The organism is Microbacterium sp. SL62, assembly GCF_026672635.1.
Classification (GTDB): domain Bacteria; phylum Actinomycetota; class Actinomycetes; order Actinomycetales; family Microbacteriaceae; genus Microbacterium; species Microbacterium testaceum_A.
This window is the reverse complement of the sequence record NZ_JAPPRM010000001.1, coordinates 2,952,678-2,971,393: the sequence shown is the minus strand read 5'-3', so window position 1 is coordinate 2,971,393 and position 18,716 is coordinate 2,952,678. Positions and strand designations below refer to the sequence as shown.

22 protein-coding genes are annotated in these 18,716 nt (G+C 71.7%); 12 read left to right on the top strand and 10 right to left on the bottom strand.

Going from position 1 to position 18,716, the window contains the following annotated elements:
- Positions 1-37: 37 nt before the first annotated feature.
- Entirely contained in the window at positions 38-931 is an 894-nt protein-coding gene (locus tag OVA26_RS14240; protein ID WP_268104537.1) for an SDR family oxidoreductase, read from the top strand.
- Between the two features lie 66 nt (positions 932-997).
- Here the strand turns inward: OVA26_RS14240 and OVA26_RS14235 are convergent, their stop codons facing one another.
- Positions 998-1,462 carry a GNAT family N-acetyltransferase gene (locus OVA26_RS14235; RefSeq protein WP_268104536.1) on the bottom strand — a complete coding sequence of 155 codons (465 nt, stop codon included), beginning with the start codon at positions 1,460-1,462 and terminating at the stop codon, positions 998-1,000.
- A 42-nt stretch (positions 1,463-1,504) separates the two neighbouring features.
- Between OVA26_RS14235 and OVA26_RS14230 the strand changes: the two genes are divergently transcribed.
- A complete protein-coding gene (locus tag OVA26_RS14230; RefSeq protein ID WP_268104535.1) occupies positions 1,505-2,479 on the top strand; it encodes a helix-turn-helix domain-containing protein in 975 nt (324 codons plus the stop codon).
- A 4-nt stretch (positions 2,480-2,483) separates the two neighbouring features.
- On the opposite strand, the gene OVA26_RS14225 is transcribed toward OVA26_RS14230, so the two are convergent.
- The gene (locus OVA26_RS14225) at positions 2,484-2,756 is read right to left on the bottom strand and encodes a hypothetical protein (protein WP_056229733.1); all 273 of its coding nucleotides are present in this window, start codon (positions 2,754-2,756) and stop codon (positions 2,484-2,486) included.
- Positions 2,757-2,898: 142 nt separating this feature from the next.
- Between OVA26_RS14225 and OVA26_RS14220 the strand changes: the two genes are divergently transcribed.
- Entirely contained in the window at positions 2,899-3,057 is a 159-nt protein-coding gene (locus tag OVA26_RS14220) for a hypothetical protein (protein ID WP_164481598.1), read from the top strand.
- Positions 3,058-3,134: 77 nt separating this feature from the next.
- Here OVA26_RS14220 and OVA26_RS14215 read toward each other — a convergent pair whose 3' ends face one another.
- Entirely contained in the window at positions 3,135-4,139 is a 1,005-nt protein-coding gene (locus OVA26_RS14215; RefSeq protein ID WP_268104532.1) for an epimerase, read from the bottom strand.
- A 75-nt stretch (positions 4,140-4,214) separates the two neighbouring features.
- On the opposite strand from OVA26_RS14215, the gene OVA26_RS14210 reads away from it, so the two are divergent.
- The 4 genes from OVA26_RS14210 to OVA26_RS14195 all read left to right on the top strand — a co-directional run bounded on the left by OVA26_RS14210 (position 4,215) and on the right by OVA26_RS14195 (position 8,744).
- On the top strand, positions 4,215-5,012 hold the full coding sequence (locus OVA26_RS14210; protein ID WP_268104530.1) for a hypothetical protein: 798 nt from the start codon (positions 4,215-4,217) through the stop codon (positions 5,010-5,012).
- 51 nt (positions 5,013-5,063) lie between these two features.
- On the top strand, positions 5,064-5,666 hold the full coding sequence (locus tag OVA26_RS14205) for a hypothetical protein (RefSeq protein WP_268104529.1): 603 nt from the start codon (positions 5,064-5,066) through the stop codon (positions 5,664-5,666).
- 274 nt (positions 5,667-5,940) lie between these two features.
- A complete protein-coding gene (locus tag OVA26_RS14200) occupies positions 5,941-7,365 on the top strand; it encodes a PepSY-associated TM helix domain-containing protein (protein ID WP_268104528.1) in 1,425 nt (474 codons plus the stop codon).
- A 50-nt stretch (positions 7,366-7,415) separates the two neighbouring features.
- Positions 7,416-8,744: a Cpe/LpqF family protein gene (locus OVA26_RS14195; protein WP_268104527.1), complete on the top strand. Its 1,329-nt coding sequence runs from the start codon at positions 7,416-7,418 to the stop codon at positions 8,742-8,744.
- 53 nt (positions 8,745-8,797) lie between these two features.
- Here the strand turns inward: OVA26_RS14195 and OVA26_RS14190 are convergent, their stop codons facing one another.
- A complete protein-coding gene (locus OVA26_RS14190; protein WP_056229707.1) occupies positions 8,798-9,268 on the bottom strand; it encodes a hypothetical protein in 471 nt (156 codons plus the stop codon).
- Positions 9,269-9,426: 158 nt separating this feature from the next.
- Here OVA26_RS14190 and OVA26_RS14185 point away from each other — a divergent pair, with 158 nt between their 5' ends.
- Entirely contained in the window at positions 9,427-10,419 is a 993-nt protein-coding gene (locus OVA26_RS14185) for an aldo/keto reductase (protein WP_268104525.1), read from the top strand.
- A 64-nt stretch (positions 10,420-10,483) separates the two neighbouring features.
- Here the strand turns inward: OVA26_RS14185 and OVA26_RS14180 are convergent, their stop codons facing one another.
- The 4 genes from OVA26_RS14180 to OVA26_RS14165 form a co-directional block, all read right to left on the bottom strand.
- The gene (locus OVA26_RS14180; RefSeq protein ID WP_268104524.1) at positions 10,484-10,936 is read right to left on the bottom strand and encodes an SRPBCC family protein; all 453 of its coding nucleotides are present in this window, start codon (positions 10,934-10,936) and stop codon (positions 10,484-10,486) included.
- A 130-nt stretch (positions 10,937-11,066) separates the two neighbouring features.
- Positions 11,067-12,260, bottom strand: coding sequence for an NAD(P)/FAD-dependent oxidoreductase (locus OVA26_RS14175; RefSeq protein WP_268104523.1), 1,194 nt, complete (start codon positions 12,258-12,260; stop codon positions 11,067-11,069).
- Between the two features lie 84 nt (positions 12,261-12,344).
- On the bottom strand, positions 12,345-12,671 hold the full coding sequence (locus OVA26_RS14170; RefSeq protein ID WP_268104522.1) for a DUF7882 family protein: 327 nt from the start codon (positions 12,669-12,671) through the stop codon (positions 12,345-12,347).
- A gap of 115 nt (positions 12,672-12,786) precedes the next feature.
- The gene (locus tag OVA26_RS14165) at positions 12,787-13,719 is read right to left on the bottom strand and encodes a helix-turn-helix transcriptional regulator (RefSeq protein ID WP_056229684.1); all 933 of its coding nucleotides are present in this window, start codon (positions 13,717-13,719) and stop codon (positions 12,787-12,789) included.
- A gap of 158 nt (positions 13,720-13,877) precedes the next feature.
- Between OVA26_RS14165 and OVA26_RS14160 the strand changes: the two genes are divergently transcribed.
- Entirely contained in the window at positions 13,878-14,237 is a 360-nt protein-coding gene (locus OVA26_RS14160) for a sugar ABC transporter ATPase (protein WP_268104521.1), read from the top strand.
- A 203-nt stretch (positions 14,238-14,440) separates the two neighbouring features.
- On the opposite strand, the gene OVA26_RS14155 is transcribed toward OVA26_RS14160, so the two are convergent.
- Positions 14,441-14,896 (bottom strand): Hsp20/alpha crystallin family protein, encoded by a 456-nt coding sequence (locus tag OVA26_RS14155; protein WP_056229676.1) that lies wholly within the window; start codon positions 14,894-14,896, stop codon positions 14,441-14,443.
- A gap of 244 nt (positions 14,897-15,140) precedes the next feature.
- Here OVA26_RS14155 and OVA26_RS14150 point away from each other — a divergent pair, with 244 nt between their 5' ends.
- Together OVA26_RS14150 and OVA26_RS14145 are read left to right on the top strand one after the other, a co-directional pair.
- Positions 15,141-16,022, top strand: a complete 882-nt coding sequence (locus OVA26_RS14150) for a manganese catalase family protein (RefSeq protein WP_056229673.1) — start codon at positions 15,141-15,143, stop codon at positions 16,020-16,022.
- A gap of 71 nt (positions 16,023-16,093) precedes the next feature.
- Positions 16,094-16,588, top strand: a complete 495-nt coding sequence (locus OVA26_RS14145) for a DUF2231 domain-containing protein (protein ID WP_056229941.1) — start codon at positions 16,094-16,096, stop codon at positions 16,586-16,588.
- A gap of 55 nt (positions 16,589-16,643) precedes the next feature.
- On the opposite strand, the gene OVA26_RS14140 is transcribed toward OVA26_RS14145, so the two are convergent.
- Complete coding sequence (locus OVA26_RS14140) at positions 16,644-17,534, bottom strand: SDR family NAD(P)-dependent oxidoreductase (RefSeq protein WP_268104518.1); 891 nt, start codon at positions 17,532-17,534, stop codon at positions 16,644-16,646.
- Between the two features lie 238 nt (positions 17,535-17,772).
- Here OVA26_RS14140 and OVA26_RS14135 point away from each other — a divergent pair, with 238 nt between their 5' ends.
- Entirely contained in the window at positions 17,773-18,600 is an 828-nt protein-coding gene (locus OVA26_RS14135; protein ID WP_268104517.1) for a UbiA family prenyltransferase, read from the top strand.
- Positions 18,601-18,716: the final 116 nt, after the last annotated feature.

Below are 18,716 nucleotides of genomic sequence, written 5' to 3'. Positions count from 1 at the left end.
CTCGTCCCGGCATCCATCCCCCACGAAAGGACTCGCCATGAGCACGCAGTACACGTTCACCGATCCGTCGAAGCTGTACGCCGACATCGACCCGCAGTCGCAGGACCAGAAAGAGCCCGGCCTGGACGCCGAGCTGACGCCCAAGGCGAAGCTGGGCGAGGACACCTACGTCGGCACGGAGCGGCTGAAGGGGCGCAAGGCCCTCATCACCGGTGCCGACTCGGGCATCGGCGCGGCCACCGCGATCGCCTTCGCCCGTGAGGGCGCCTCGGTCGCCATGTCGTACCTGCCGCAGGAGAAGGAGGATGCCGATCGCATCGCCGGGATCCTCCGCGAGGCGGGCGCAACGGTCGTGCAGATCCCCGGCGACCTGCGCGAGCGCGACTACGCACGCACTTTGGTGAAGGAAGCGGTCAAGGGCCTCGGCGGCCTCGACATCGTCGTCAACAACGGCGGAAAGCAGATCTTCAACGAGGACGTTACGACCCTGACCGACGAGCAGTTCGACGATACGTTCAAGACCAACGTCTACGCGATGTTCTGGATCTGCAAAGAGGCCGTGCCGCACCTGCAGCCCGGCTCGACGATCATCAACACGACCTCGATCCAGGCCTACTCGCCGGCACCGATCCTCGTGGACTACGCCTCGACGAAGGCGACGATCAACACCTTCACGAAGGCCCTCGGCCAGCAGCTCGCGCCGAAGGGCATCCGCGTGAACGCGGTGGCACCCGGCCCCATCTGGACGCCGCTGCAGGTCACCGACGGCCAGCCCGACGAGAAGGTCGACGAGTTCGGCGAAGAGACCCCCCTCGGCCGCATGGGTCAGCCCGCCGAGCTCGCCCCGGCGTACGTGTACCTCGCCTCGGCGGAGTCCAGCTACGTCATCGGCGAGACGCTCAACGTCAACGGCGGCATGCCCACGCCGTAAGCCTCACCTGCGCGAAGGCCGTCGTCCCGATCGGGGCGGCGGCCTTCGCGGCATCCGGCATCACCGTCAGTCGGCGAGCGACTTGCGGTAGAAGATCTCGCCGTCCGCGGTCTCTTCGGAGCGGTGGTAGCCCTCGCGCTCGTACAGGCGCTGGTTGGCCTCGCTCAGCGCGCCGGTGAACAGCTCCGCCTCGGTGGCTCCGGCCTCACACCCCCGCTCCTCGACGGCGGCGAGGAGCAGGGTCCCGAGGCCCTCGCCCTGCTGATCCGGGGCGATGGCGAGGCGACCGATGAGCAACAGCTCGCCGTCGCGGCGCGCGCGCACCGCTCCGACGATGCGGTGGTCCGTGACGGCGACGCACCCCAGGTTCTCCACCAGCTCGGCGCGCAGCTCCTCGAGGGTCTGCGTGAGCGGGGGCATGTCGGGGTCGCCGTAGATGAGGGCTTCGCTCGCGAAGGCGGCGCGCTGGATCGTCAGCACCTCGCCGGCGTCGTCGGTGTCGATGGGGCGGATGGTGGGCGAGTCGGCCATCGGGATCCTTTCGGGGTTTCTCAGAGGGTGGGGTTAACTATCATGGGCAGTGCTGCCGCGTCTTTCGGGCGTTCGGCCGCCCCGCACATGAACGACTTCTTCAACGAGCGCGTCCACACCGACGACATCGCCGCCACCGACGCCTGGCTGCGTTCGCAGTACGGTCACGTCGATCTGCAGGCCGACGATGCGGCGTACTCCGAGCACTCGGTCGGCGACGGGTCCTTCGCCCTGCGGCGCCTCGAATGGCGAGCTCGGGTCGACGTCGCCCACGAGTCCGACCGGTTCTACATCTGCTCGTCCACGCCGGGGTACGCGTGGCGGATCGGGCGGGAGCAGGGGGAGTACAGCATCGACCCCGGCATCCTGCAGCCGGGCGACGACCTGATCGCCCGAGCCGACCACACCCGCGTGGACGTCGTGGCCTTCGACGCCGAGTGGCTCACTCGGACGGCGCGAACCGTGTACGGCGATGAGTCGCTGCGCGTCCGCTTCGCCGCGGCCGGTCCCGTCTCGCGGCGACTGCGCGACTACTGGCTGGCGACGCAGCAGTGGGCCCTCACGCAGATCCCCGTGATGTCGGAGCCGCTCGTGCGCGCCCACCTCGGCCGAACGCTCGCGGTGGCCGCGCTGGAGGCGTTCGCGCTCGTGGGCGACCCGCGTGAGAGACGCGCATCGGCCCTGGAGCAGGCGTCCATCTACTCGAGTGCCGCGGCGTGGATCGACGATCACGCCTCGCTGCCGGTCACGATCGACGACGCCGCGCGGGCGGCGGGGACGTCGGTGTCGGGACTGCGACGCGCCTTCGCCGCCAACGGCCAGATCTCGGCGACCCCCGAGGGCTACCTCGGGCTCGCGCGCCTCAGCGCCGCGCACGCCGACCTCGTCGAGGCCGACCCCGCGACGACCACTGTCGAGGCGACGGCCGCGCGATGGGGTTTCGCCGACGCCGCGTCGTTCGTCGCCGCGTACCGGGCGGTGTACCGCGCGGAGCCCGAGACGACGCTGCGCCGCTGAGGGCTCAGCGATCGCGATCGGTGTACTCGCCGGGGTCGTCGAGGTTCTCGCGCGACTCGTGCCCGCCGGGCTGCTCGACGTCGGTGTAGGCGCCGGCGTCGTCGGTGCGGGGCCGTGATTCGCTGCCGTCGACGTTTTCACGGTCGACGTACTCGCCGGGGAGGTCGGCGCTTCCGCGATCAGCGGTGCCGTCCGGCAGCTGCACGTCGGTGTACTCGCCCTCACCGGGACCGGTGCCGTGTCCTGAGTCGTGTCCGTTGACGTCGCGCTCGGTCATTGCCGCCTCCTGAGATCGTTGGTGACCCCGACGCTAGACCTCGCATGCCGAGCCCGCCGCGGTCTTGACACGCGGCATCCCGTCATCCGCTCTCCGTGTCAAGGCGGCTGTGCGTTCGCGCTGTCACACGGAGAGTGGAGGTATGCCAGCTCTCGCCATCATCCTCGTCATCGTGGGCCTCGTGCTCTTGTTCTTCGGCCTCTTCGTCGAAGCCGTCAAGTTCCTGCTCTGGATCGGCCTCATCATCCTGATCGTGGGGATCATCGCCGCCGTCCTGCGCTTCGTTCGACGGAAGGTCTGACCGCCGAGCGCGCGACCGTGCACCTGAGGCCCCCGACCGGTGATCGCAATCGGGCGGGGGCATCGCGCGTGCGCGTGTCAGGCGGTGAAGAGGTCGCGCGCCCGCGCGGGGCGCTCGGCGGCGACGGCGTCGAGAGCCGGGCCGATCTCGGGATACCCGAAAGCGAATCCCGCCTCCGTCAGCTTGCGGGGAACCGCCCACCGGCTCTTGAGGACGAGTTCGGGCTCGTTCCGCAGGACGGCCATCGCCGGATCGAGCATCCACCGGAAGGCGGGGAGTCCGAAGGGTGCTCGGGCGACGCGGCGAAGCTCGCGCATGAGGGTGCGGTTGTCGGTGACGCCGGGGGCGGAGAGGTTGACGGGCCCGTCGAGGTCGTCTCGATCGCGGATGAAGCGGACGGATGCCACGACATCGTCGATGTGGATCCAGCTGAAGCGCTGCCGGCCCGAGGTCCGGTACCACCGCGACAGGACGGGGCCCGTCGGGTGAGCGCCGATGCCGCGGTAGCGGCGGTGCGGGAACCACCAGCTGTCGATCTGCGTCCCGCCGAATCCGAGCCGCGGCAGGGCCAACAGCACCCGCGTCGCGGGCCCGTCGCCGAAGACGATGGCCATGCGCAGAGCCACACGGCGTGTGCGGGGGAGATCTCCCGCGAAGAGCGCGCGCTCCCACGCGGTCGCCACGTCGACCGAGAAGCCGTCGCCGACGACGCCGTTGATCTCGTCGTTGCCGTGCGCCATCTCGTGGCGGTAGATCGTCGCGGTCGACGCGTTCATCCAGACGCGGGGAGGGTGCTGCGCCCCGGCGACGGCGTCGTGCAGCTCTCGGGTGGTGTCGACCCGGGAGCGGAGGATCTCGTCGCGGTTCGCGTCGGTGTACCGGCAGGACACGATCTTTCCGGCGAGGTTGATCAGCACGTCGGCGCCGTCGACCAACCGGGCGATCCCCGGGGCATCGCCCCAGACCGCGTCCCCGGAGCGTCCGACCGTGGCGACCTCGTAGCCGTCGGCGCGGAAGGCGCCCGTGAGAGCGTGACCGACGAAGCCGCTCGCGCCGGCGATCACGACACGGGGTGGGGTCACGGCATCCTCCTGGGCACGGTGGGTTCAGCCTAGGGGGGCGTCGCGGCGCCCCGATGCGCCGGGCAGGATGGGTCCGTGACCGCCGATGCCCGCTGGATCCCCGTGCCGACGAACGTGGCGTACGACGCCCTGACCCCCGGTGCGCCGGGAATCCCGGCGTTCGCGGCCGCGAACGGCTGGCAGCACCACCCGCTCGTTACCGCGCAGCCCCTCCCCGGGGTGGTGTTCCGGGATGCCGCGGGGCGGTCGCGCTTCACCCAGCGCGCGGGAGACGTCGTGCGCCTCCCCGGCTCCGCGGGGCTCGAGGTCGGCAACAGCGCGTACACGTACTCGGTGCAGATGAACCAGATGAGCGCGGAGTGGGGCTACGCGGCCGTGCGTCTGCCGCGAGCGACCCCCGGTCTCGTCGTCGAGACGCGCAGCGCGCGGGCGGTCCGGCCCCTTCCCGCGTTGCCCGGTCTCGCCCCGCGGTCCGTCTCGGGCCAACCCGAACGGGCCGCCCTGCACGTCGCGCCCGAGAACGCGGAGTGGGCGCAGGCGGTCGTCACCGAACACATCGTCGACCTCCTCGATCAGGACGGACTGCCGCTCGATCTCGAGATCGCCGAGGGGTGGCTGTTCCTTTACCGCCCCGGGCGTCTGTCGGTGCCCGACCCGTTGGTGTGGCGGCGGGTGTTCGGGATCCTCGATGCGCTGGACGTCTCGCTGAGCGCTGCGGCCGGGAGCCTCCCGGGGCCGGGGCCGTTTGCGGCGCTCCCGATGCGGGAGCAGGTGGCCCAGACCACTCGGCACGCGACGGCGACCTACTTCGCGGTCGTCGGTGGTCTCTTCGTCGTCCTGGCCGGCGGGGCGTATCTCGTGTTCGGGCGGTGACGCCTCAGCACCCGTCCGACGCGCGAGCGCTCGCCTGACATGATGAATCCCATGCGACGACAGGCCAGGGCGACACGCGTCCGTCGCGGCGGTGCTGCGGCATCCGTCGCCACGTTCGTCGCCCTGCTCTCGCACGTCAGCGGCGGGGGAGAGATCCCCGGTGTGTTCGGCGTCGTCGTCCCGCTCGCCCTGTCGTTCGTGGTGTGCACGGCGCTGGCCGGCCGCCGCCTCTCGACGTGGCGCCTCGCGGTGGCCGTCGCGGTCAGTCAGGTGCTGTTCCACTCGCTCTTCGTCCTCGGCAGCTACGATCTCGCCGCGGCGGCGCACGTCCACGGTTCGGCCCTGCCGGTTCTGACGGGCGGGCCGGCCCTGCCGGCGATGACCCCGGATGCCGCGATGTGGCTGGGCCATGCCGTGGCAGCCCTCGTCACGACGGTCGCCCTTCACCGGGGCGAGCGGACCCTCGTGGCCCTGCGCGTGCTCGCGGAGCGGAGCGTCGCCTGGCTCCGCGCCCGGGTCCGGGTCCTGGCAGGTCTGCCGACGGCACCGTCGGTGCGCCGCACGGCGGCCGTCGTGGTCGCCGCGGTGCGGCCCACCTCGGCTCTGGTCGTCTTGGCCGCGCAGCGGCGCGGTCCCCCTCTCGCGGCATCCTGAGTCCCGCTCCGCCCGTCGCCGAGATGGCGGAGCGGGCGACCGCCGCGTCGGGCCTCGCCTCGACGGCGGCGCGATCGTCGGCGCGCCCTGCCGCGCCCGCCCCCTCTTCTCCGCCCGCACGCCGACCCTCGCCTCAAGGGGGCGATGCCGGGCGATGACCCACGAGCGCGTTCGCGCTCGGAAAGCGATTCCCGATGTTCCCCTGTCCTCTCCACCCCGTCGCCGCCCCCGCGTCGGCGCGGATTTCCACCCCGGCGCCCCCGCGGAGCGCCGCATGACCGCCGTCGGTTCCGGCCCGGCCGTGGCATCCCCTCCCGAGCCCTCCCCGAGGGCCGCTTCTCGGGGGTGGTTCACCGCCCTCCTCCGACGCCTGCACTTCTTCGCGGGGCTGCTCGTGGGGCCGTTCCTGCTCGTCGCAGCCCTGAGCGGCGCGCTGTACGCGATCACCCCCACGCTCGAGAACGTCCTGTACCCGCACGAGCTCACCGCGGAATCGACCGCGCCGGCCGTTCCGCTGGCCGATCAGGTGCGAGCGGCCGAGAGCTACGTCGGGGGCGGGGCGACCCCCGTCGCCGTCCGACCGGCTCCCGAGGCCGGGGCCACCACCCGCGTGATGTTCGCCGACGACACCCTGCCCGAGAGCACGACGCGAGCGATCTTCGTCGATCCCGCCACCACGGCGATCCGCGGCGACCTCCCCGCGTACGGGACGAGCGGGGCCCTCCCGCTCCGGCACTGGATCAGCGATCTGCACCGTTCGCTGCATCTCGGCGATGTCGGACGCTGGTACAGCGAGCTCGCGGCATCCTGGCTCGGGATCGTCGCTCTCGCGGGGCTCGGACTGTGGATCGGGCGCTTCGTGCGCAGCCGTCGCGGGCGTCGCGATCTGCTGCGGCCGAATCGCCGGCACACGGGGTACCGGCGCCTGTCGGGCTGGCACTCCGCGGTCGGGATCTGGGTCGTCGTCGGGGCCCTGTTCTTCTCGGCGACCGGCATCACGTGGTCGACGTTCGCGGGCGCCCACGTCTCCGACCTGCGGACCCTCGTCGGCGAGGGGACGCCCGCCCTCACGACCACCATCGACGGGGCGGCTCCGACCGGGGGCGAGCACTCGCACCACGGAGGACACTCGGCGACCGGGCCGGCCTCCGACCCGGCGACCTTCGACGCGGTCTGGGCCGTGGCGCGCGGGGTGAACGTGAACTCGGGCGATCTCGAGATCCGCCCGCCCGCGACCGAGGGGAAGGCCTGGGTGGTGCAGGAGATCCATCGCAGTTTCCCGACCGAGGTGGATGCCGTGGCGATCGACGCCGCGACCATGCGGGTGACCGACCGGGTCGACTTCGCCGACTTCCCGCTCCTGGCGAAGCTCTCGCGCTGGGGGGTCGACCTGCACATGGGGACGATGTTCGGCCTGGCGAACCAGCTCGTGCTGTTCCTGCTCGCGGTCGGCATCGCCGCGCTCGTCGTGCTCGGCTACGCGATGTGGTGGAAGCGCCGCCCGACCGGGGGTACCGCCGCGGCGCCGGCCCGCGGAGTGCTGCGTCACGCGCCCTGGTGGGGGACCGGGGCGGTCGTCGTCGCGGCGGTCGCGATTGGTCTCGTTCTGCCGCTGGTCGGCTACACCCTCGCGGTGTTCGTGGTGATCGACGCGGTCCTCGGGTGGCGGGGACGAAGATCCGCCGCGCGAGGGAGGTGACGAGGGGGCGGCGTGCGTAGCGTGGGAATCCCCCCCCGGAAGGATTCACCGTGACACTCGCCCGTCGCCTCGCCGCCGCCCTCTCATTCGTCGCCGTCGCGGCGCTCACCGCCTGCGCGAGCGCCGCGCCGGAGACGCGCTCGAGCCCCGCGGCATCCGTCGACATCCCCCACACCCCGGTCGGGGAGCGGGTGACGTGGATCATCGACATCCTGGAGCGCGAGGCCGACACCACGGCGGGGGAGTGGTCGCGCGTGCTGCACGAGAATTTCCTCGCTCAGGTTCCGGCAGAACAGGTCGCCGAGCTCGTCAACCGGCAACTGCGCCCCGCCGCCCCCTTCACCGTCACGGCGTACCAGGGCACCGAGACGCAGGCCGTGGCCACGCTCGCCGGCGCGCTGGGCGACCCCTTCGACCTGTCGCTCACGATCGACGGGGCGAACCGCATCACGGGGATGGTCTTCGGCCCGGTGGCGAAGCCGTGGACGCCGTCGACCTCTCTCGGCGAGGTGGAGCAGCGTCTGGCCGCGCTCCCGGGTCAGGTCAGCGCCCTCGTGCTCCGCGGAGACGAAGAAGCCCTCGCCCTCGACCCCGATCGGTCGGCGCCGCTGGCCTCGGTCTTCAAGCTCTACGTCCTTCTCGCGGTGTCGGATGCCGTCGCTTCGGGCGACCTGACGTGGGACGAGACCCTCGTGCTCCGCGACGTCGACCGCAGCCTGCCGTCCGGTGAGCTGCAGGACGCCCCCACCGGGACGGAGGTGTCGGTGCGCGACGCGGCCTCGGCGATGATCCGCATCAGCGACAACACCGCCACCGACTTGCTCATCACGCGCCTCGGTCGCGAGCGGGTGGAGGCGGCGGTCGTGCGATCGGGGCACAGCGACCCGGCGTCGCTGTCGCCGTTCCTCTCGACGAAGGAGCTGTTCACGCTCGGCTGGGGCGACCCCGCGGTGCGCGCCGAGTGGGCGGGGGCCGACGAGGCCGGACGACGCGCCCTGCTCGACCGGATCGCCGCGGCGCCCCTGGCGGTCGACGGGGCCGCGGTCACGACGGCGCAGTGGCAGGACGGGTTCGACTGGTTCGCCGGTGCGAGGGACGTCGCCGCCGTGCATCGCTCGCTGCAGCAGACGCAGGATGCCGAGGTGCTCGGCATCCTGAGCGAGAACCCCGGGCAGGGCCTCGACGTGGGGTCGTGGCCGTACGTCGCCTTCAAGGGCGGGTCGAGCCGCGGCGTGTTGAGCGGCAGCTGGTTCGTGCGTGACGACGCGACGGAGGCGACGGTGGTTTTGCTGATGGCGGACGAGGACCCGCAGGCCGTCGCCGGCGCGATGAGCGACTTCTTCCACCTCGCCGAGGACGCTCTGCGTCTCGCCCACTGACCGCGCGGCCGCCCTCCGCCCCGACACGGGACCGAGGGCGGCGACGCTCCCGGTCAGGCGTCGTCGGGATCGGGCAGGTTCTGCGCGATCTTGCTGGAGGCGGCGGAGTCGCGGCCGACACCGGGCTGGAACGCCGCGATGGGGTCGTCGTCGTCGACGTGCGGCTCACCGCCGTCGGCGGCCGGGGCCGGGGAGGCGGGGGTGCGGCTCGTGCCGTCGTCAGGCTCGCGGTCGGAGCGACCGGTGTCCTCGGTGTGGCGCGACGTCGAGCCGCCCTCGCCGCGGGCGTCGTCGGTTCCGCGCTCGGTCAGGCCGTCAGCGGCGCGCGTGCCGACACCGGGGAGGTCGTTCTGGCTGGAGATGCCCTGGAGGCGTGCTTCGTCGTCCGGATCGATGCGGGCGGCGTCCACGGCACCCGAGTCCGCGCCGGCGGCGCCGGCGGGCACGTCGGCGGCGAGGCCGTCGGATTCGGGGACGAGGTTCTCTTCGTCGGCTCCGGGGAGTCGGTCGGCGGGAGTGTCCATGGTGTTCCTTCCGTGGGTGTGCCGCCACGCTAGGTGCGTCCGGGTCGCGAGGGGCCGGGGTTGCGCTCGCGCGGATGGCGGTGACTCGGTGGACGCATGCCGGCCCGGGCGTCGGAGGGGCTGGCTAGGCTCGAACCACGCTTCGAAAGGAAACCGCAATGCAGCAGCGCCCTCTCTCCCGCACCGGCCGTCAGGTCTCGGCGATCGGTCTCGGAACCTGGCAGCTCGGCGCCGATTGGGGCGACGTGTCCGAAGACGACGCACGCGCCGTCCTGGCCGCCTCGGCCGACGCCGGCGTCACTCTCTTCGACACCGCCGACGTCTACGGCGACGGTCGGTCGGAGCAGATCATCGGGACGTTCCTGAAGGGACGGGATGCCGATGACATCACCGTCGCGACCAAGATGGGGCGCCGCGAAGACCAGGTGCCCGAGAACTACGTCATGGAGAACTTCCGCGTCTGGCTCGATCGCTCGCGGCGCCTGCTCGACACCGAGACGCTCGACCTGGTGCAGCTGCACTGTCCGCCGTCGGCGGTCATCGACGACGACGCGACGTGGGACGCCCTCGACCAGCTGGTGTCGGAGGGCGTGATCGCCGCCTACGGCGCCTCGGTCGAGACGATGGACCAGGCCCTGTCGGCGCTTCGACGCCCGAACCTGACGAACCTGCAGATCATCTTCAACCCGTTCCGACTCAAGCCCCTCGACGAGGTTCTCCCGCTCGCGGCCGAGAAGAACGTCGCGGTCTTCGCCCGCGTCCCGCTCGCCAGCGGCCTGCTGTCGGGCAAATACACGCGCTCCACGACGTTCGATGAGAACGACCACCGCACGTACAACCGCAACGGCGAGGCCTTCGACAAGGGCGAGACGTTCTCGGGCGTCCCCTTCGACGAGGGAGTGGCCGCGGCCGACGGGCTCAAGGCGTCGCTGCCCGAGGGGGTGACGCTTCCGGCCGCCACGCTGGCGTGGATCGCGTCGCGCGAGGGGATCACCTCGGTGATCCCGGGTGCCCGCTCCACCGACCAGGCGGCCGCGAACGCTCGCGCGGCGGATCTGCTCGACGGCGGGTTCGACGTCGAGGCCTTCGACGCGCTCGTGCGCGACGTGTACGACCGACGACTGCGGGCGGAGATCCACCCCCAGTGGTGACCCGCTCATGACGAAAGCCGGGCCTGTCCTCACGGACGGGCCCGGCTTCTCTCATCGGTCGACGTCAGCTGACGTCGCCACGCCAGGCGCCGGACTCGGCACCGCGCGACTCGATGTACTTCTTGAAGTTCTCGAGGTCCTTCTTCACGGAGTGGTCGTCGGCACCGAAGGCGGCACCGAGCTTCTCGAGAACGCCGGAGGGCGCCCAGTCGATCTGGACCGTGACGCGCGTCTCGTCGTCGGACAGGCGGTGGAAGGTGACGACGCCGGCGTGGTTCTCGTCGCCGCCCACGCTGTTCCACGCGACGCGCTCGTCGGGGTGCTGCTCGGTGATCTCGGCGTCGAACTCGCGCTCGGCACCGGCGATCTTGACCTTCCAGTGCGTGAGGGTCTCGTTCTTCTGCGTGATCGACTCCACGAAGCTCATGAAGTGCGGGAACTCCTCGAACTGCGTCCACTGGTTGTACGCGACGCGGACGGGAACGTTGACGTCGATGGTTTCGATGACCTGTGCCATGGTGTCCTCTTTTCGTGTGGTTTCCGGGGCTGCCCCCAGTCTTCGTTCGTCGCCGGTCTCGAGGCCCGGGGGTTGAGGGATCGGCCCTCGTGGCCTATACGCGTGCGTGCCGGCTGCTCCCGCCGCGGCGTCAGGCGCGGCCGCGCAGGATCAGGTGCCAGTACACCCACGGCAGGATGCGTCGATCCGCGAGCCACGACAGTCGCCGCTCGCGGTAGAGCGAGCGCCAGAACGGCACCGTCGGCTGCAGTCGGCCCCTCCGGTCGAATTCTGCGAACACGACGGTGCCGCGCGAGACGGTGAAGGGGACGACGCTGTAACCGTTGTATTTCGCGGAGGGCGTACGCCCCGCCATCGCGGCTTTCATGTTCTTCACGAGCGCCTTCGCCTGCTGTCTGATCGCCCCTCCCGAGCGTCGGGTCGCGACGGTCGCTGCGTCGCCCACAGCCCAGATCTGCGGGTGGCGCACGTGCTGGAAGGTCTCGGGATCCACATCGACGAAGCCATGCGGATCGTCGGATGCCGCCAGCCCGCTGCCCGCGATCCACTCCGGCGCCCGCTGCGGGGGGACCGCGTGCAGGACGTCGTACGCCATCGTCTCCTCGGTGTCGCCCCGGCCGATGACGAGCGTGCGGGAGTCGGCATCCACCCGTCGAAGATCCTGGCTGTACCGCACCTCGATGCCGTACTCGTCGAGCTTGCGGCGAAGCTCGTCGTCGATCGCCGGGACCCCGAAGGGGACGGGGTCGGGGCAGACGAACACGACGCGGATGTCGTCGCGCACCCCGATTGCCCGCCACCAGTCGCACGCGAGGTACATGGGCTTCTGCGCGGCCGCTCCGCAGGAGGCGGGTTCGGGTGGCTGCGTGAAGACGACCGTCCCGGAGCGCAGGTCGCGCAGCACGGGGGAGGCCTTCGCGGCGAGCCGGTAGTCGTAGTTCGAGATTCCGGTGGGGGCGGCCATGGCCTCGGGGAGACCGGGGATCTGTTCCCAGGCCATGCGCATTCCCGCACAGACGACGAGCTGGTCGTAGTCGATCCGTCCGCCCGAGACGAGGTGCACGCGCCGGGCGTCGGCATCCACCGTGAAGGCCTCATCGCGCAGCCACCGCACCCCCGGAGGGATGACGTCGGCCTGCGGCCGCGCGGCTTCGGACGCGCGCGCGGCGCCTCCGGCGATGTGCGATTGGAGAGGGGCGAAGACGTGGGTCGTGCGCGGCTCGATCACGGTGATCTCGCCGAGGCGCGCGCGGTGCAGGCGCCCGGCGACGGACAGGCCGGCGTTTCCGCCGCCGATCACGACGATGCGCGGGGAGTCGGTCATGGGGGATCCTCTCGTCTCCCTCACGGTGGGGCCTCGAGCGGCTTACGGCCAGCGCCTTGACACCCGCGGTCCGCGGCCGACGTGTCAGGCGAAGGACTCCGGTGGGGCGGCGTCTTCGGCGGGCTCGGGCACGACGTAGAGCCCGGTGGGCGAGTTCGCCGTCGACATGAGGGCCTCGAGCCACGCGCGGTTCAGGGTCGGCGGGCGTCCTCCGTTGAACGTGAAGACCAGGTTCGAGCGCGGGTGGACCCACACCGAGGTGCGGCCGCCTCCCGTGCTGATGTCGTCCTTCCACACGAAGTAGAACGGTTCGCCCCGTCGCAGCTTGTTGCCGACGACGACCTGCAGGTGTGCGAGGAGACGGTCTTCGAATTCGTTGCGAACGCCGCTCTCGTAGATGAACGTGCCCAACGTGGTCCTCTCGCGGGCACCGTGCCCGCTCCGCTTTTCACTGTGCATTCGCTGTGTGCGATCGGGCACGGCCCGGCACGCCGCGCGCAACGACGAGACCGAAGGCGTTACGGCGTCAGAACATGCGCGCGACCTGCGCGGGGTTCTGCCCGTAGTGCTCGCGGTGATAGCGCGCGAAGCGCGAGGCGCTCGAGAAGCCCCACCGCCGGGCCACCTCGGCGACCGATACCGGGACGCCCGCGCGCAACTCCTCGTGCGCGCCGACGACGCGGACCAGGCGCAGATACTCCATCGGCGTCGTGTCGAGCGCGCGGCGGAACGCGTGCTGGAGTCCGCGGGAGGAGATCCCGGATGCCACGGCGATGTCCTCGAGCGTGAGGGGTTCCTTCGCGTGCGCCTCGATGTGGGCTATCGCGCGGCGCACGGTGCGCGGGGCGGCCCTGCGCTGGTGCGAGCGTTGCAGGGCGTCGACGTAGGGGGTGTGGAACGTCGACAGGGTCGTCAAGAGCGCGTGACGCTGCAACTCGGCCGAGAGGATCGGGTCGTCGTGCGCGGCCTCGAGCGAGGCGGAGACGTGAGCGAAGCTGCGCTCCCACTGCGTCGCGGCGGCGCGGTCGCGTGCGGCCGGGTTGAGGCGCCGCAACACGAGGCGGTCGTCGCCCGAGACGATGCGAGCGAGGCGCTCGGCGTCGCTGCGATCGAACACCAGAGCGCGCACGCGGGCGGCTCCGCTCCAGTGCGCTTCCGCGCCTCCGTCGGCCGCCAGCCACGGGCGGCGCGGATCGAGCGAGCGCCCCTCGGCCTCGACGCGGATGTCGTCGCCGATCATCCGGCACGCCATGATCTGCTCGTCCATCCGGACGGAAGAGTGGACAGAGGCAGCCAGCTCGTAGGCCACGACCGAGAACCCGGGGAGTTCGACGGAGTTCCACGAGAACGACACCCGCTGCGGGTCCACGCGCTCCAGTCGTGCGCTCGGCACGAAGCGCTGCCAGACGCGCTCCACGTCGTCGATCCCGTGCGAGCGGACCGTCAGCCTGTCAGCCATGTTGTTCCTTCCGCCGCGGCGAGGGGCGGCATCCCGTCTCTTCCCCGTACGAAGGCGGGGACGTGCGTGTCAAGGGGCGGGGTCGCGGGCGGTGCGCCCCGTTTGATGAGGGGACCGCTGATCCCGGCGGTGACGTGCGTCCCACGAAAGGACCCCCCATGAGCGACGCTTCGATCGACCCGACCCCCGACGCGACGACCCCGGCCGCCGACGTGGGTATCGCGGGCGTGCAGCCCCTGCGCGACGGCGACACCTCCATCGAGCCCGACCCGACGCTCGACCCCGCGCAGGCGGAGTGGGACGCCACGACGGCCCTCGACAAGGGCGCCGACTCCGACGACATCAACCCGGCGACCGCGACGGGCGCCGACCCGGCGGAGATCCCCGCCGATGACAGCGACATCCCGCTCGAGGACATCCACCCCGAGTCCACCGGCACCGACTCCCAGGGCATGGACCCGGGCGTGGTCGAACTCGGCGAAGAAGGCCAGGGCGATCTCGCTCCCGAAGACCTCTGACCCACCTTCGAATGCCCCGGGCCCGTTCGCGACGCCCGGGGCTTCGCTGTGTCCCTCGCGCACGCGGCGACGGACGGGCGGGGCACTGCGGCACTCTCCGATCGCGCGGGCGCAAAGGCCAGACCCTTGACAAGCGACGTCGTCATCGCGCCCAGGCGCGCGAATGGGGCGGCCCCGCAGGACCGCCCCTCGAGGTCGCGCCGTTACTGCTCGATCAGCTGAGGCGTGCTCTCGTGCGCCTCGATGACGCCGTCGCGCTCGTCGGTCGAGACGGCGATGCGGCGGGGCTTCGCCTTCTCGCTGACGGGGATCGTCACGCTCAGCACGCCGTTGCGGTACGACGCGCTGATGCCGTCGGTGTCGATGCCCTGGCCGAGGTTGAGCTGGCGGACGAACGACGCCGTCTCGCGCTCACGCGTGATCCACTTGACGCCCTCACCCGAGCCGAGGGTGCGCTCGGCGCGAATGGTGAGCAGCTGGCCGTCGACGTCGATGTCGACCGAGCCGGGGTCGACACCGGGCAGGTCTGCGGCCAGCACGTAGTGGTCGCCGTCGCGGTAGAGATCCATCGGCATCCGTCGCGGACCACCGCCGCGGCGGGCGTCGAGGAGCGTCGACGCGAGGCGGTCGAGGTCGCGGAAGGGGTCGTAGGTGGCCATGGTCGTTCTCCTTTTCGATCGGTCGGGACTCGGCATCCCGGATGTTCTGTGAAGTTGAGTCGATACGGCTCAACTGCATTCAGATTAGCACTCACCCCATGAGAGTGCCAAGACTCGGGCGCGCCATTGTGGCCCACGCCGCGGCGCCCCACAACCCCCGCGCGTGAAGGGCGGAAACAGACGTTTCGTAGCACTCACGCGCCACCGGTCACCCGGCCATCCCCCCGGCGCCGTGAGGAGAGACATGTACTTCCACCGGCAAGAACTGCAGCACTCCGCCACCCCCGACAAGCCCGACGCGGTCTACGCCCGCAAACTCCAGGAGGTGCTCGGCGGGCAGTACGGCGAGATCTCCGTCGCGATGCAGTACCAGTTCCAGGCCTGGAACATGCACATGCCCGGCAAGTACCGCGACCTGGTGTTCGGCATCGGCGCGGAGGAGATGGGCCACGTCGAGATGCTCGCGATCATGATCGCCCAGCTGCTTGAGAAGTCGCCGCTCGGCATCACCGAGGAGGCCGTGCAAGACGACCCGACCGTGGCGGCCGTGATCGGCGGCACCGACATCCAGCACGGGATCGTCGCGGGCGCCGGCGCGCGCCCCGTCGATTCCAACGGCAACCCGTGGCAGGGGAGCTTCATCACCGCGAGCGGCAATCTGCTCGCCGACTTCACCGCGAACGCGAACGCCGAGATGCAGGGCCGTGTGCAGGTCGCGCGGCTCTATCACCAGACCGACGACCACGGCGTGAAGGATCTGCTCGCGTTCCTGCTGGCGCGCGACACGATGCACCAGAACCAGTGGGCAGCGGCCGCCGCCGAGTTGCAGGCCGAGGGCTACGAGAAGCTCCCCGTGCCCAGCAACTTCCCTCTCGACAAGGAGGACCGCGACGTGGCGTACCAGTACATCAACTTCAGCGACGGTGCCCAGGCCGGCGACGGCACGTGGGCCTCGGGCCCGACCCCCGACGGCAAGGGCGAGTTCACCTACCTGCCCGAGCCCCCCGCGGGCGTGCCCATGCCCCCGCCCACCAAGCCCGACGTGCGGTTCTACGGGACGACCGAGCTGCCGAACACGGTCGAGAAGCTCGCCGGGCGCGCGCAGGACGCGCTGCACAAGGAATGAGCGGGACGGATGCCGCGACGCCGGGGCCCTCGACGGTCTCGGCGCCGCGGAGCGGGGCGAGCTTCCCCGCGATGCGAGCGGCCAAGGTGCCCCGGGCGATCGTGGCGGGGCCGTACGGGCACCCGTTCCACCCGGTGGCGGTGACCATCCCTATCGGGGCCTGGTCGTCGAGCCTGGTGTTCGATCTGCTCGGCCTGGCCGCCGACGATCCGCGTGGATTCGCGCAGGGCTCGCGCTGGCTCATCGCCATCGGGCTCGGGGGAGCCGTGGGCGCCTCGGTGCTCGGGCTGCTCGACATGTCGCGCATCCCGAAGGGCACCCCCGCTCACCGCACCGCGCTCGCGCATCTCGTGCTGAACGTCACGGCGATGGTCCTGTTCTCGATCGGGCTGGTCGTGCGACTGCTCGACCTCGGGCGCGTGCCGGTGGTGGCGTTCCTGCTCAGCGCGATCGCCGCGGCGGGCCTGAGCGTCTCGGGCTGGCTCGGCGGCAAGCTCGCCTACCGCTGGGGCGTCCGCGTCGCCGACGAGAACACGCAGCGAGAGGGCTTCGAGACCGCAGCCTGAAGCTGTCCACGGGACTCCGGATGCCCCATGGCCTCCGGGGTCCTTCCCGGTCTGGTCAGCGCGGGCGGCGAAGCGGGATGCGCGACCAGCCCCCGCTCACCGCGCCGGGGTCGTGCTGCGGGGTGAGCACCGCTCCGGTGGTCGCTGCGGCGGGGCGACGGCGCAGCCCCAGGGCATGCTGCAGCGCACGGATGAAGCGGTCGTACACGCGCGGAGCGAAGAACTGAAGGGGGCGGGTCACGAACTGCGCGGCTCCCACCCCGACCTCGTGTCGGGGTCCGCGCGCCACCCGCACGATGGCCCGGGCGACGCGGTCGGCCGACACCACCGGCGGGAGCGGGAAGGGCGTGCGCCCCGTCGAGTTGGCGGCGCGCTGGTAGATGGGCGTGTCGATGCTCGCCGGGAGCACGATCTTCACCCGGATGCCGCGATGCGCGAGCATCTCCTGCCGCAGCGACCGCGTGAACCCGAGCAGTCCGTGCTTGGCGGCGACGTAGGACGAGACGTACGGGCCCGCCACCTGCGAGTACAGGGAGCCGACGAAGACGATCGTGCCCCGGCCCGCCGCGCGGAAATGGGGGATGACGGCGCGGGCCGCGCGCATGTGCCCGGTGAGGTTCGTCTCGATGACGCGGTCGCGCACCTCGTCGGGGGTGTCCTCGACCGAGCCGTACGAGAAGACGGAGGCGGAGGCGACCCACACGTCGATCCGCCCGAACCGCATCAGAGCGAGGTCCACAGCGCGCCGGGGGCCGTCGGCGCGGGCGAGGTCGATCGACGCCGTCTGCACCTCGGCGCCGCGGGCTCGGCACTCCGCCGCGGCCGACGCGAGCGCCTCATCGTCTCGGGCCACCAGCACGAGACGCGCCCCCGCTCGGGCGAAGCGCAGGGCGGTGGCGCGGCCGATCCCTCGGGATCCTCCGGTGATGACGACGACCTGGGGCATCGGGGCTCCTCGAGGCTTGTGCGGAACGCTGCTGCCCCGGCTCTCGCGACGGTAGGCGGCGACGGGTCGGATGCCGCGGGGGTTGACGGACGGCGGCAGCCACCGGCGCGTGCACGACGGCGGGCCGCGCGGTCGACACGCCGTCCCCGGATGCCGGTCCGCGGCGCGTCGTGAAAGATCTCCGCCGCTATGCACGACGGAGGCCGGCGAACCGCCGCCGCGCGGTAGCGTCGGACGCGTGACGGATAGCGTGACCCCGAGGTCGCCCCTGCGGGCCCTGTGGGGCGCGACCCACCCCGGGCCCACGCTCGTCGTGACCGTCCTGTCGCTCGCCCTCGGCATCGCGGCGGGCGTCGAGCCGTGGCGCCTCGCGGTGCTGGTCGCCGCGGTCTTCGCCGGTCAGGTCTCGGTCGGTCTCTCGAACGACGCGATCGACGGTGCCCGCGACGCCGCGGTCGGACGCACCGACAAGCCCATCGCCGGGGGAGCGGTCACCCCGGAGCGCGCGCTCGCGGTGGCCGTGGCATCCGCGATCCTCGCCGTCGTGCTGTCGCTGCCGCTCGGACCAGGCCTCGTCGCTGCTCACGCCGTCGCTCTCGCCTCGGCCTGGGCCTATAACGCGGGGCTCAAGTCGACGCCCGTCTCGATTGCGCCCTTCGTGCTGAGCTTCGGACTCTTCCCCTCGTTCGCGACCCTGTCCCTTTCGCCGCCGATGCTCGCGGCGTGGTGGGCGTCGCTGGCGGGGGCGGCCCTCGGTGCCGCCGTCCACCTGACCAACGTCGTCCGCGATCTCGACGACGACCGCCGCACGGGGGTGCGGGGCCTGCCGCATCGACTGGGCGCGCGCCGTTCCGTGGTGCTCGCGGCGGTGGGGATCGCCGCCGGGGCGCTCGCCGTCTTCTTCGGGACGGATGCCACGGCCCTCGGCGTCGCCTTCTTCGTCGCCGTGCTCGCGCTCGCCGTCGGCGCCGCGGTGCTGGTGTTCGTGCGCCCTCCCGGGCGCGCGGTTTTCCAACTCACGATGCTCGCCGCCCTGGTGCTGGCCGCCCAGCTCGTGGCCGCCTGAGACTCGGCCGATCGACGTCGCGGATGAGGCCGGTTGATCGTCGGCCGCGCCCAACGGCGGGCGCCGACCCCGGCACGCCGCGGCAACGGCGTCTTCGGCGGCGTGCCGCGCACGGC